The organism is Allocoleopsis sp., from assembly GCF_036703385.1.
Classification (GTDB): Bacteria; Cyanobacteriota; Cyanobacteriia; order Cyanobacteriales; family Coleofasciculaceae; genus Allocoleopsis.
The window spans coordinates 1-13,777 of sequence record NZ_DATNPA010000480.1 but is presented as its reverse complement, the minus strand read 5'-3'; the positions used below and the strand labels follow the sequence as shown (position 1 = coordinate 13,777).

9 protein-coding genes and 2 pseudogenes are annotated in these 13,777 nt (G+C 48.3%); 6 read left to right on the top strand and 5 right to left on the bottom strand.

The window, feature by feature from the left end; genetic code table 11:
• A pseudogene (locus V6C93_RS23460) lies at positions 1-253 on the top strand (hypothetical protein); the annotation flags it as partial.
• 21 nt (positions 254-274) lie between these two features.
• Here V6C93_RS23460 and V6C93_RS38430 read toward each other — a convergent pair.
• Together V6C93_RS38430 and V6C93_RS23450 are read right to left on the bottom strand one after the other, a co-directional pair.
• Positions 275-529: pseudogene (locus V6C93_RS38430) on the bottom strand (filamentous hemagglutinin N-terminal domain-containing protein); the annotation flags it as partial.
• A 241-nt stretch (positions 530-770) separates the two neighbouring features.
• The gene (locus tag V6C93_RS23450; RefSeq protein WP_333479093.1) at positions 771-4,034 is read right to left on the bottom strand and encodes a filamentous hemagglutinin N-terminal domain-containing protein; all 3,264 of its coding nucleotides are present in this window, start codon (positions 4,032-4,034) and stop codon (positions 771-773) included.
• A gap of 264 nt (positions 4,035-4,298) precedes the next feature.
• Here V6C93_RS23450 and V6C93_RS23445 point away from each other — a divergent pair, with 264 nt between their 5' ends.
• From V6C93_RS23445 to V6C93_RS23435, 3 genes are all read left to right on the top strand, one after another.
• Positions 4,299-5,846: an ATP-dependent DNA helicase gene (locus V6C93_RS23445; protein WP_333479092.1), complete on the top strand. Its 1,548-nt coding sequence runs from the start codon at positions 4,299-4,301 to the stop codon at positions 5,844-5,846.
• Between the two features lie 302 nt (positions 5,847-6,148).
• On the top strand, positions 6,149-6,361 hold the full coding sequence (locus V6C93_RS23440) for a DUF2839 domain-containing protein (protein WP_333479091.1): 213 nt from the start codon (positions 6,149-6,151) through the stop codon (positions 6,359-6,361).
• Between the two features lie 394 nt (positions 6,362-6,755).
• Entirely contained in the window at positions 6,756-7,103 is a 348-nt protein-coding gene (locus tag V6C93_RS23435; RefSeq protein WP_333479090.1) for a DUF1815 family protein, read from the top strand.
• A gap of 490 nt (positions 7,104-7,593) precedes the next feature.
• Here the strand turns inward: V6C93_RS23435 and pdhA are convergent, their stop codons facing one another.
• On the bottom strand, positions 7,594-8,628 hold the full coding sequence (gene pdhA / locus V6C93_RS23430) for a pyruvate dehydrogenase (acetyl-transferring) E1 component subunit alpha (protein WP_333479089.1): 1,035 nt from the start codon (positions 8,626-8,628) through the stop codon (positions 7,594-7,596).
• Positions 8,629-9,031: 403 nt separating this feature from the next.
• Here pdhA and V6C93_RS23425 point away from each other — a divergent pair, with 403 nt between their 5' ends.
• On the top strand, positions 9,032-11,446 hold the full coding sequence (locus tag V6C93_RS23425; RefSeq protein WP_333479088.1) for an IMS domain-containing protein: 2,415 nt from the start codon (positions 9,032-9,034) through the stop codon (positions 11,444-11,446).
• A gap of 168 nt (positions 11,447-11,614) precedes the next feature.
• Positions 11,615-11,821: a hypothetical protein gene (locus V6C93_RS23420; RefSeq protein ID WP_333479087.1), complete on the top strand. Its 207-nt coding sequence runs from the start codon at positions 11,615-11,617 to the stop codon at positions 11,819-11,821.
• A 26-nt stretch (positions 11,822-11,847) separates the two neighbouring features.
• On the opposite strand, the gene murD is transcribed toward V6C93_RS23420, so the two are convergent.
• A complete protein-coding gene (murD, locus tag V6C93_RS23415; protein ID WP_333479086.1) occupies positions 11,848-13,254 on the bottom strand; it encodes a UDP-N-acetylmuramoyl-L-alanine--D-glutamate ligase in 1,407 nt (468 codons plus the stop codon).
• Positions 13,255-13,334: 80 nt separating this feature from the next.
• The coding region (locus V6C93_RS23410) for a HEAT repeat domain-containing protein (RefSeq protein WP_333479085.1) at positions 13,335-13,777 on the bottom strand (443 nt) is incomplete at its 5' end.

Below are 13,777 nucleotides of genomic sequence, written 5' to 3'. Positions count from 1 at the left end.
GTTACAAGGTACAGCCGTAGTAGCACAGGGTAAGCGTCGTTGGGTTGACCCTCACTGGGAACGAGGCAATAGCTATCTGCGAATTGGTTGGAATTGGGTGAAAACAGCTTTAGCCCGAGGCTGGAAGTTGTTTGAGACTTTTTGTTTAACTAGCAATTTTGACCCTGCCCCGGCTATCGCTTCTCGTCAACAGCATCAGCAAAGGCTCTATACTCTGGAGTTCCAAGTACACTCCTTTGATTATGCTTGTTGAGTTTTGTCAGTCAACCAGCTGTCCGCCCGTAACCTGAATGATTCCGTTAATAATTGAAGGTTCGCCCCCCATAACTCGCCCTAAGATATTGCGGACATTGGGGTTAGATAGGAAGTTAGCTTTTTGTCCAGAGTTCAGGCCAAACTGCTGGAAGCTGTGGAAGAGATTTTGATTGTCTCCGGAGAGCTGCCCACCCGTAATATTAAATTGGTTGGGGTTGCCTGCATCGGGGTTAACGTTGGTGTTCGTACCGGGTTCTTGAGTGATGGGTGGCATCTGTGCTTGGAGAGGGGGGCACAGTGCTGATATCGCCAAGGGAATTGCGATCGCACTCAGCATACCTCGCCAAGGTGCGATCGCACCTAAAACTTTTGCGATCGACCCACTCATACCGACTGTTGCTCGTTTCATTGTCGTCTTGCTCAAATGTGTTGAATGTTGGCAACCCGGTCCAAGGCGAGAGAAACTGCCTTAACCCCTTTATGTCGGTAATCACCTGAATTTCTAATTAAAACCTCTAATTGCTAATCGTTTTCAATTTTTCATAATTCTTTTCCAACGATTGCAGTAGAGTCCGGTGGAGTTCAGGAAACAAAATGCTCACATAAGTTTCTTCAAACAAGTGAATTTTAGACAGTTTTTTCGGTTCCTCTTGTCTTATTTGCAGACAAGAGCCTAGAAGTTCCAACTTGCCCTCGCGATTAACCCTCAACTCAGTGGCATGGCAGGGCGTCGCAACACTCTCCGAACTAACATCAAGAATCTTACTCCTATAACCTAGAAACGATGAAGAGGTATTCGAGGTATAACTTTGTGTCTTCGTTTCAAAGTCTTTAGGGGAATTATCTGTTTGAGTTGTGGTGTTATTTGACGGATCAGAAGTTGAAGAATTGGTGGCAATAACCGAATTGGTTGAGTTTGTTGCGTCGGTAACAACTGGATTGGTTGGGGTTGTCGGGTTGGTAACAACTGGATTAGTTGGGGTTGTTGGAGTAGTTGGATCTACAGGAACAGAAATTGGGTTAAAAACGAGATTTTGAGTTGAGCCGTAAAAGCCTGCATCTACTCCAGCACCTATAGCAATTGCGCCAACCGTACCACTAGCATCAACAGGAAATTCGCTCGAGGCAAATGTTAAAGTCTGGTAGCGTTGATTCCTGTAAAGTATGTTTCCATAAATATAATTGCTGGGATTGTTAGGAGTGTTGGGTGTAACAGTGATATAAGAATTAGCAACATTTGGATTTGCTGTTACAAAGTCATCATTACCGGGGATAAGTCTATCCACTTTCGCTCCCCCATAAAAACCAGCATTTCCCCCTTGAACAAGGATACGGCTAGTACTATTGACAGCTGGATTGCCAACGCTAGAAACATTAACGGTCTGATTGATTAGGGTTCTAGATGCGTCTCCATACCGGATTGTGATAGGAGCATTGAGTGAACCGTTAGGTCGGAAATCCGGTGAGTTGGGTTTAGCAAGGATACTGGTCGGAAGCGGTTGTGCTAAATTGACTGGGATTGACTGAAGCGGCGGAATTGAATTATTAGGATTGTTCTGAACCGGAATATTTTTTGCATCAAGAAACTGACGTAGCTGTGTACCTGGGAGAGGATTTGTCTGGATGGGTTCAAAATTCTGTTGAAGCGAGTCCGTCGCCTGGAAAAGCCCGAAAGCTCTAATATCAACGCCATTGGCACCAGCACTAATCGCTTTAACAACAATATCGCCAGCGGCCGAATTCAAAACGACTGAGGAATTAAGACCATCATTCAGGCCAAAAGTGGTAGCCGCGAGAATATTTCCAGTCTTAATATTGTTGACAGCCAACAAATCTACAGAAATGGGAGTAGCACTAGAGTCTCCCTGTGTAATATCTTTGGTTGTAATGCTGGAGCGCGAATCAATAACCACAACACTGCCAGTTGGAGTCCCATTGAACAAATTCGAGATTGCCAAACGAATGCTGGTGTTAGTTGAGTTTGGTTGTCCATTAACCTGAATCGCTCCGCCAGGGAGTGAAGTGTTGGGCTTATATTGATTAGTTAAAAGTACAACACCTTGAGGTAAGGCTGAGGGTGAGTTAATGGGATCGAGTATGCTAATACTACCAATTGTGATATTCGCACTGCTTGGGGCAGCCAAAGTAGGAGCAGGTGAAACAGTTCCGATAATGCTGTTTCCGGGAAATCCCGCTAGTTTTGTCCAATCGATTCCAGCACGAACATCTAAAGTGGGTTGAGTACTACCATCGATAACCAACGGAGTCCCATTCAGACGTTGGACGCCGCCATCAGTGGAAGCATATGGAGTCGCATTGTAAGTCAACGCTGTGCCATTTGACCGAGTGATGGTGGCAAGACTACTCAAAAAAGGATTGGGATTGTTGGGGTTAATTGAGTTGGCTGTTGTGTCTGTAGCGTTAATCGTGACATTGCCCAGCGTCACACTCCCCCCCGCCAAGATGTGTAACGAGGCTCCCGTGTAGTCTCCTAGAGTGACATCTCCCAGCGCTAGAATAATGGGGTCTTCAGGACTGTTGAGAGAAGCTGCACTCCCATCTAACTGCTCAATGCTGAAGTTACCACCGGTGGCATAGTGGGCATCCCCCCGTACTGTATTTGCAGAACGCAATACCGTATCTTTACCAGACACCAAACCACTTACCGGATTACTCATGACAGAAATATCAATCTTTTGATTGCCCTGAATCTTGAGGTTGCCTCCGGCTTGAGCGATAAAAGGTTTCTCGACACTATCGCGAACTTGCACCGTATCTTGTGCTAATAACTGCATATTTCCCGTTGATTGCAGTTGGCTCTCTACTAAAGTAAGATTGCGAGCAGCAGAAAGTTTTATGGTTTCGGCTGTTACTTTTTTCGCGATTACATCACCGTTCTCTACGCTGAACCCTGAACCCGTCAGTTCAACTTCTCCGTTGTTGTTAACCTTGATTCCTGTAGCATTTCCCCCACTGTCACCCGTCAATAATTCTGGAAGAGATTTGACAGGCAATGTCCAAGGTTCTGACTGAGTACTTGTGAGGGGTTCTACCTCCAAACTCAGTAGCATTCCCGGTTGACTCATCCGCACTAAATGTTGACCCGATACGGCGGCTACTGTAATTTTTCCGGCTGGTGCTGACAGGTCTCCTGTACTAACAACTGTGCCACCAATCAGGGTTAAATCGCCTGAAGTGACAGTCAAATTCCCAGCGTTGATAATGCTTCCTGGTTGATTGACTTTGAATGCAAAAGTAGTTGGATTACCGACTAATGAGCCATAATCATTAATCCCGCTCGCATTAAACCAGTTATTGCCAAAACCAATGGCTGTGGCGGTGGTAGCGGTGAAGCTGGCAGGTACATTCAAGCTGGCATTTGACCCAAAAATAATGCCAGCAGGATTCATCAAGAACAGATTAGATGGTCCACCAGTGACTTGGATCAGGCCGTTAATCACAGACGGATCGCCACCTACTACCCGGCTTAGAATATTGTGGATATTAGGATTAGATATAAAATTAGCAATTTGTCCAGCATTAAGACCAAACTGCTGGAAGCTGTGGAATAGATTCTGATTATCTCCAGAGAGCTGTCCGCCAGTGATATTTAATTGGTTGGGGTTGCCCACATCCAAGTCAACGTTAGTGTTTGTACCAGGTTCCTGACTGATTGGTAGCACCTGCGCCTGTCCTGAGGAACATAGCATAGCGATCGCCAAGAACATCCCAATTGCACCAACGGCGGTAGACCTCTGGCAAAAGTAACTTTTACTCATATGGGTCAAGGTTAAACAGCTCTTGTCCATAAGTTAGCCTTTTTCTTTTCAAGGGGGCTATTAAGAAAATGTCCCTCTAAGAGTCGATCGCTTGTGATTCCAGTCTTCAACCCTCTACTCGCCAGACTCAAGCCCCTCAGGTTTCCCTTTGGCATAATGGGAAGTGGTGTCATTGCCACCCCAATATTGCTCAGGCTCATAGCATCGGTAGAGCTAATTGAGGGCTGGTGTTCATTTCTAGGGGCGTTCAGACGCTAGGTCTGCGTGATTGAAGTAGAAGTCCATTCCTCACTACGTGCCTTTCTGCGAGAGCAGGGTCAACCCAGTTGGCCTCATCATTTGACAATGGCACGACTAGTCGCACGAGCTTTGCGGCGATCGCGTTCTGCCTTGATTCAGACAGGCAGTACTCATTCCTCCTATCGCCTGAGTTATCTGGCACCTGCCTTAATGTGGCCAGGGCCAGTTATCCTTGTGGCACCTGTATCCGTACAGCAGTGGTTGCTACGGGTTGAAATCCCGCGACTACAGCAGTGGATGGGGACGGATAAGCCGATTCAGACAAGCGACGCTTTTCCGGATGAACAGTTCAAGGGGTTATTGATTACCTCACCAGCGGCTTGGTTGGCAGACCGATTAGAAAACCACCAGCGTTTTCCTGCGGATATCCCTACCTTGATTGATAGAGCCGATGACCTGGAAGGATGGGCACGAGAGCAGCTTCAAGCCTGCATCCAGCCAGGGGATTGGGACGAACTGATGCTAGCACGGCCTAAACAGGCTGACTTCATCCGGGACATGCGGGTGCGACTCACCAAAGCTGTCTTTGTTCACCCAGCTAATCCTTACGAGTGCTGTTTGCTTGAGTCTGTCGAGCGAGATACCTTGCAGCAGCTGTTTGAAGGACTACAGCCAAGGGATCATGAAAACCAATACTCTTATCTGCCGAAACCCTGGAAACAGTTTTGGCACTCCTGGCAACGGTCGGGTCAGCTGCTGTGGGCAATGATCGCGCGATCGCAGGGTCAGTTTTCCTTGTACTGTGGGCCTGTAGAGGTCGCAACGGCCTTGAGCCAAGTCTGGTCGCAACAACCTGTGGTTTTAATCGGCGAAGCACTGGATTTGGAGGCTTCGGCATCTGTTTACCGCCAGCAACTAGGCTTAGGCGACTTGACTTGCTTGAAGTTCTCCCCAGACCGACAGAGTGAACTGATTCATCTGTATATGCCGGATGGCCTACCCATGCCGAATACACCGCGATTTCAAGACGCCCTGCTTCAACAAGTTCGCCATCTACTCACGCTCAACGGCAATTCTAAGGGTTCAGCCGTTTTCCTCGTGGGTGATGTCCCCCTGAAAGCTCAGCTGGGAGCTATTTTAGCCGCTGAATTTGGTTCGCGGGTGCAGGTGGAAAAGACCCCTCTCGATGACAGAGGAATCCTCGTCACCGGTTGGGAATTCTGGCGCACGCATCAAGCCGTTCTCCCACCGCCTCAACTATTGATGATTGCTACCTTACCCATTCCGTCGTTGGAAAATCCTCTGGTTGCAGGCCAAGTCGCTTACTACAAACAGCGGCGATTAGATTGGTTTCGCCTGTATCTGCTGCCTGCTGCTTTGAGAGAACTACAACGTGCGATCGCGCCAGTGCGAAACTCTCAAGGGATCGTTGCTCTCCTCGACAACCGCGTGAACCACCGCAGCTACGGGCCTCAAGTTCTATCAGCCCTCAGCCCTTTTGCCCGAATTAACTATCTAGATGCCAGTTGGTTTAAATCGGATACCCCAACGGCGCAAGATCGCTGGCTGTGATCGCCTCCCACCACCAAGCTAGTGCAAGAAGGCAGAAGGCAAGAAAGTTTGTACAGTAAGCTTTTTAACCTTTTTCAACTGGATAGTTATTTGTGCCACGCTGCACTAGTACTTCCCAGAGAGTCAGAGCTTTAGTGAGGATAGGCTTCCAAAACCCAAGTCTTAGACTTCCTAGAACCCCCAAAAGAGTTAAATTTTCTTAATTACTCCCCGGTTATCACTTTTCTTTTCGTAAACAATCTGCTACTAAATCTCATCTAGAGCGCTATGATCGAAATTCACTTAAACAATACAGAGTAATCATGGGTGAAGCTAAACGCCGTAAAGCCACACTAGGAGAAAAGTACGGTCAAGAAGCGACGATCTATCCCTGGCTTCCAATTACGAAAACTCAGGGTGAGCAATTTGTCAAATGGACGACAAAGGGGGCTTGGATTGGCATAGGCTTTCTGGTTGTCTACTGGCTAACCATTCGGTTTATTGGACCGACTTTAGGTTGGTGGCAGGTTAATTAGTGTTAGCCCTCTTACAAACTGCTGGTATGAGACTTAAGCTTGTGAGACAAGGCAAGTTGAGGTGAAGCTCAACTGATAAGTAATATCTATCTATCTGTTTGGAACAAGCTCAAGAATTGCGATCGCTGTTTTAGCAGGACTTGACCCACAAGTCCACCTTCGGATAGAACCAGATCGAGACCCCTAAGCTCTACCATTCAATAAAACGTCAGTGAGTGTTGCTATTGATACTTTAACGCAACCACTGAGCCAGTAATCTGGTGCCAGGCTTAGGGAAATCAATCGAGCGAAACTTTTTTAAATTTTGAAGGGTCTTCTTTTGAGACCTGACAAGTAAATTCTTAAGAAAGTATAAAAGAACTAAAATTTTAGGAGTGGTGTTTGGAGGACAAACGTGTTCATAAGACTTGCTGAGCAACACCGTCAATTCGTTCAAGATTTGGTAATGAATCTCCAAGCCTTGGCGATGGTGCTAGAAAACCGAGGCTATCTGGCTTCCTGCTATACCTGCGGCAGCCAGATGAATAGTGCTTCTTTCATGGTCAGCCTGGGAGATAATCACCTGATTCGGTTTCTAGTGTCAGATTACGGTATTACTTGGACTGAAATGCGGGATGATCGAGAACTCATGAAGCTGGAAGGCGCTGAAGCCATCAGCCAATTGCAGGATCTTGCCAATTTGGTTAAATACCAAATTCGGCCTTCTGAATCATCTCTTGCCCCGGCGACTCATTGGGCCTAAACCTAGGTTACTGAAGAGAAGGTGGGAAACTGGAGAGTAGGGGACGTGGAGAAATTTCTCTCCGTAGGGAAAGGTCTCTATGTCGCTAAATTCGGGGGTAGCCCCAGAGAACGAAGTGACGTAAAGGCCGGGAAGGATGATGCTTTTTTAACACGAGATACTTTCTAGTGGCTGGTGTGCCATAAAGAGCTTCATTCCCTCCCCGTGTCTCCTAAAAAAGTAACAGTAATACAAATCGATACAGTACGTACTATAAAAAAAAGTGATAAATTATAAGATGTTCGGGAGTTTTTGGCAAACTAATTAAAAATTTCAAAGTAAGATAAGCTGATATAAAGACTCTAAATACATTAAAAAACTTAAACTTTTGAAGAGCGCTAGTTTTCCGGTTTGGGATAACTGGCGCTCTTCTGTTTAGTTTGGCTGGGATTAACGATGCGATTGGGTCAATCGTTTGATGTAAAATAACCAGCCTTATTTTTTATGAGTTTCAGCTATCCTCCGCAAAAATGTAGCGGTACAACTCACTGGGGTTAGGTTCGGGACTGGACTCGGCAAACTGCACAGCCTCATTAATCTCATCCTGGATTTTGCGCTCAATCGCAGAGAGTTCTTCTTGGTCGGCTAGGTTCTGCTCTATCAGGTAAGCCCCAAGTTTTTTAATGGGGTCTTTGGGAAACCAGAATTCCTTCTCTTCTTTTGAACGTAGTTCGTCGGGATCAGCCAGAGAGTGGCCTCGGAAGCGGTAGGTGAGGGCTTCGATGAGAGTTGGGCCTTCTCCAGCACGAGCGCGGGCGATCGCTTCTTGAGCCACCGCTCGCACCGCCAAGACATCCATACCATCCACCTCAACCCCAGCCATACCAAACGCACTGGCTTTTTTGTAAATCTCCGGCTGGGAAGTTGCCCGTTCGTGAGCCATGCCAATCGCCCACTTGTTGTTTTCCACCACATAGAGAATGGGCAGTTTCCAAAGTGCTGCCATGTTTAAACACTCAAAGAACTGACCATTATTGCAGGCACCGTCACCAAAAAAGCAAGCAGATACGCGATCAGCACTGGCATCTCCCAAAGCTTCCCGTTTGTACTTGGTGGTGAAAGCGGCACCCGTAGCCACAGGAATCCCCTCCGCTACGAAGGCATAACCCCCAAGCAGATTATGTTCTGCCGAGAACAGGTGCATGGAACCACCGCGCCCTTTACTGCAACCGGTTGCTTTACCAAACAACTCCGCCATTACCTGCCGTGCCGGAACCCCTGCACTTAAAGCATGGACATGGTCGCGATAGGTGCTGCAAACGTAATCCTCATTTTGACGTAACGCCTTAATGACGCCGGTTGATACTGCCTCTTGACCGTTGTAGAGGTGGACAAAACCAAACATTTTGCCCCGGTAGTACATCTCAGCGCACTTGTCCTCAAACAATCGACCTAGTACCATATCTTCGTACAGCAGCAAGCCTTCTTCTTTGGTAAGAGTGGTCTGCTCAACTTTAAATTCGGGTAAAGTCCGTTCCTGAACCATTCGTTTCTCGTGTCCTCGCAGCATCAATAGGATAAATTTTCTCTCAACAAATGTTCAGCTTTTGTGACAAAGCTGTAATTCAGTTGAGCCAAGCTGACCAACAAACAGATGGAGACTGATGTCAGTGTCCTGATGGAGTTTCCAGTCCCGACACCCTGATTTCCAGATTAACTTGAGTCAAAATCGCATCACCAGTTTAAAATCAAACAGTCTCACTCGGTGGGATAAGCTCAGGGCATTGCTAGAATGACTAACATATCAAAAGCAACTCGACCCAAGCGGCTGGGCGTCTGGGCTGGTTCCCTAAAGGCAACAGTTCAAAAACCACAGCGCGTTTAAACAGAGAACGCTATTGGCTACTATAAGTTAATTTGACAAGCTCGCATCGCTGGGGAAGTGAACCGTGCGAATTCCGCTCGATTACTACCGAATTTTAGGATTGCCGATTCAGGCTACTGCTGAACAGCTAAGCCAAGCCTATCGCGATCGCGCCCTGCAATTGCCGCGCCGAGAGTATTCCGACGCGGCGATCGCCTCTCGCAAACAACTTCTGGACGAAGCCTACGCAGTTCTGTGTGATCCCGAACAGCGCTCCGCATATGATGCGAGCTTTCTGACTAAAACTTACGAACAAGAACCCGGTCCATCAGTAACCCTCGGCTTTACGGGCAGTGGGGAAGCGGCAGAATCGCCCATCGACCCCCACACCCCCAGCATTGAAATCAAGCATGAGGAATTCCTGGGAGCCTTGCTGATTCTGCAAGAACTTGGGGAATACGAGCTTGTACTGAAATTAGGGCACCCCTTTCTGGGAACCCGCGACAGCATTACTTTAGACAAAGGGCGCTTGGGAGACCCCCAACTCGTTCGACCGGACATTGTGTTAACGCTTGCCCTGGCTTGCTTGGAACTGGGTCGAGAGCAATGGCAGCAAGGTCAGTACGAAAATGCCGCCACTTCCTTAGAAACAGGTCAAGAATTACTGCTGCGGGAGGGCTTATTCCCCTCAGTACGAGGTGAAATTAAAGCCGATCTCTACAAACTGCGGCCTTACCGCATCCTGGAATTATTAGCCTTGCCTGAAGACAATACCGGAGAGCGACGCAATGGCCTGCGGCTGCTGCAAGAAATGTTACAGGAGCGAGGGGGCATTGATGGCACCGGTGACGACCAATCAGGATTGAGTGTTGATGATTTTCTCCGCTTTATCCAGCAGTTACGTAGCTATCTCACCGCCATTGAACAGCAAACATTATTTGAAACCGAAGCACGACGCCCCTCAGCCGTCGCCACCTATCTGGCTGTATATGCCCTACTCGCACGAGGGTTTGCCCAAAGACAGCCCTCCCTAATCGCCCGTGCCAAGCAGCTGCTCATGCGTTTGGGGAGACGGCAGGATGTGCATCTTGAACAATCGGTGTGCGCCTTGCTGTTGGGTCAAACAGAAGAGGCTAGTCGAGCTTTAGAACTCAGCCAAGAGTACGAACCCCTAGCTTTTATTCGCGAGCATTCTCAAGGTTCACCCGATTTGTTGCCCGGATTGTGCCTGTATGGAGAACGTTGGCTGCAAAAATCAGTATTTCCTCACTTCCGAGACTTAGCCAATCAAAAGGCGTCGTTGAAGGAATACTTTGCCGACGATCAGGTGCAAGCGTATTTAGAAACCCTGTCAGAATCGCCAGAGGAGAGCCAGAACGAGTGGACTGAGGTGCAATCTCAGAATACAGCCTATAGCACCGCTGGCGCGTCAAGGAGCGTCCCTGAGCCAGTCGCCTCTCGTCGCTATGCTCGATCAGTGTCAGAGCCGAGTCGGAATCTCTCGCGAGAAGCGCAACCGTCTGGGAACTCAGGCTTACGCTACTCGGTTAATGACGCGGCAGCTGTAGGTTCGCAGTGGACGGTTGGACAAGCGGCAGCTGCCACCAGTAGTCGGACGGCAACGTTGGGTACGGCGACTGCACACACATCGGCACAGGGGATTTCAACGCTGTCCGCAGCCCAACCGGTTTCTCGCTCGCGGAATGGGGGCGGGGAGCCAGCAACAGCATTAGGAGATCGTACCGTTACGGAAATACCTCGTGAGTCTTCTGGGAAGTCGCCGCGCCGACAGCGGACTCCTAAAGGCTTAGCGGAGTCACAGGCCACAATAGCTGGAGAAAGCTTAAAGCCTCTACCACCTAGTCGTCTTCAAACATCTTCGGACAAGTCTAAGTCTTCTACAAAAGCCAGACGGCTCATTTTAATGGCTATTGCCAGTGTAGTCGGAGCCGGAGTTCTGATTTGGCTGCTGATTGTTACCCTGAGTTGGCTACAGAAAACTCTACAAGGCAGCTCGGCGTCAGCCCTGAAGGGAGAGCAGCCGATGATACAGCTATCGCAAGCTCCCATACCCATTCCTGAACCGGGCGGTCAGACGAGGGCTTTGTCGGGTCCGCTGACCAAGGAAACGGCTAAACAAGTGGTTGAATCATGGCTGTCTACGAAGTCACTGGCTTTCGGCTCAGACCATCAAATTGATCAATTAGACCAAGTCCTCGCGGAGCCTGCTCTGTCTCGCCAGCGGCAAAGGGCTCAGGCGGATAAGCAAAATGATTCGTTCTGGAAGTATGAGCATAGTACTGTAGTGAATTCGGTTGAGACCAGTGAGGCGAACCCCGATCAAGCAATCATAGATGCGGCTGTCCAAGAAACCGCCAAGTTCTATCAAGGGGGTCAGCCCACTCAGGATAAGTCCTACAGTGAAAATTTGCGAGTTCGCTATGACGTGGTGCGAAAAGAAGGTCGGTGGGTGATTAAAGATATGACTGTTGTGAAATAGATAATCAACTGGATATCCTATTGTTGTTCTCATGAACTACCTCGGACTCCGTAAGAACTACGTCCGAGGTTTCTGTCGCTTCAGTGAGGAAATTTGCTTCCATCCTCTTGTTTAAATTAGTGGCTCCTTTTTTGACAACCAGATCCAGAAGATAGGCAAGGCTCGTTTTTGATAAATCGCACTGACCATCAAAATATTATTTTCTCGCCATTGGGTTCTATCCAAGGCAATAATCAGTTGTTTTCCCTACTCCACAACCATCAATGTGCGATCGCAATACTGCTCGATTCCGAAAAAATATCCCTTCTCGATCAGATACACTCTGACCTCTCTCCAAACCTCTACTCCTACCAGGAGAGAGGCTTTGACAAGTAGTATGGGGAGTGATCGCACTTAGCAATTTAATCCAACAACTGTTGACACAATTGACGGAAATCATCCCCTCGATGCTCAAAACTTTGATATTGGTCGAAGCTGGCACAGGCGGGTGAAAGCAGAACAACACGAGCATCATACTGTTGCGCCAATTCTGCTCCTCTGGGTACCGCCTTCGCCATTGTTTCTACAATTTCGTAGCTATCATATCCAGATTGTTTCAAGCGTTCAGCAAAGGCCGCTGCCGCATCACCAATCAGCAAAACAGCCGCCGCTTTGGCATGAATCGTCTCAATCCAATCCGTATCATCACCGGCTTTCGCCTCACCCCCAGCAATCAAAATAGCAGGACTGGCAACAGAAGATAATCCGACTTGCGCTGCATCGTAATTGGTGGCTTTACTATCATTAATAAAGTCAATTCCCTGCCAAGTAATGATGTGTTCAAGGCGATGAGGAACACCAGAGAAATTGGCAATAGCTTCTTGAATGGCTTCTTTTTCAATTCCTGCTAACCGCGCGGCTGCTACAGCCATCAATAAATTTTGCTGATTGTGTGCTCCCACCATCCGGAGTGAGCAAGCCTTGACAATTGGCTCATTTTGTGAAAAAACCCAACCGTCTTGAATATAAAATCCCCGATTAGGGTCACCTAATAGATCATCTTTGCCGTTTACACTTGTCCAATGAGCATCAGGCCAATGTTCTAGACCGACTTGGCGCAGGTAAGGGTCATCACCGTTGAAGATTTGCAGTTGCGATCGCTTCAGGAGTTGCGCTTTGATGTTGTAGTAGTTTTCTAATGTTTTATGACGGCTGAGGTGGTCGGGTGTAAAGGTTGTCCAAACGCCAATTTTGGGTGAAAGTTCGCGTGACGATTCAATTTGGTAACTGCTGATTTCTGCAATCACCCAATCTGGGGTTGCAGGTTGCAGGTTAGCAGGTTGAGGGTTATCTTCTGAACGTTCAACCTTCCAACTTTTCAACGCGAGTTCGCAGGCGGCATTGCCGATGTTGCCACAGGCAGGGGCGTGGAAACCTGCGGCTTGGAAAATGGCGGCAATCAGGGCGGTGGTAGTGGTTTTGCCATTGGTGCCGGTGATGCCCACCCAAGGGCACGGCTGGAGATGACGCCAAGCGAGTTCGAGTTCACCAATGGTGTCTATCCCTTTGTTTCTCGCCTCCACTAATACCGGGATATCCCAAGGGACGCCGGGACTGACGACAATTAGTTGGGGTAAGTCGGAGTCGTTGAGGGTGGGGGAATGACCGAGTTTAACGGTGATTCCTTCAGCCGCGAGGGCTGGTTGTTGTTGTTGCAGGGATTCGGAGGAGTTGCTGTCGCTAAGTGTTACCTCCCATCCTTCCTGCTTAAGAAGCCGTGCGGCTGCGATTCCGGAGCGTCCCAAACCAATTATCTGAGCGTTGAGCATAAATTACATGGTAGAAGTCCCTGGTTTAGCATATCTTACAGATTCCGGGTGAACGGAAAAAAGCGCAATCAAGACGTGAACTAGCTGATGTTTACTCCCCGTTTCCTCAATTGCTTGTTAGCAAACTCGCGCACTTTTTTATCTGGCTCGCGCATTGCTCTGTCGCGCAATAAGGGTAGAGTCTGGGGATGGTCGGGATAGTGCTGGATAATTGCCTCAAGTGCGGTTTGCCGAGGGTTGTCTTCCCAGTCGTCCTTACGCTTAAAGGGGCCATTGACGGCAATACTGCACAAAAATTCAAACATCCAAGGCTCATCCTTGCAGCCACGGGCTAATTCTTGCACTGCCGCACTTCGCACAAACTCATTCTCATCGGTAGTAGCGAATTGTTTGAGCCAGGGTAAGGTATCCGGGTCATCCTTCCAGCCACGGGCTAATTCTTGCACTACCGCACTTCGCACAAACTCATTCTCATCGGTAGTAGCGAGTTGTTTGAGGATGGGTAAAGTATCGGGGTCATCCT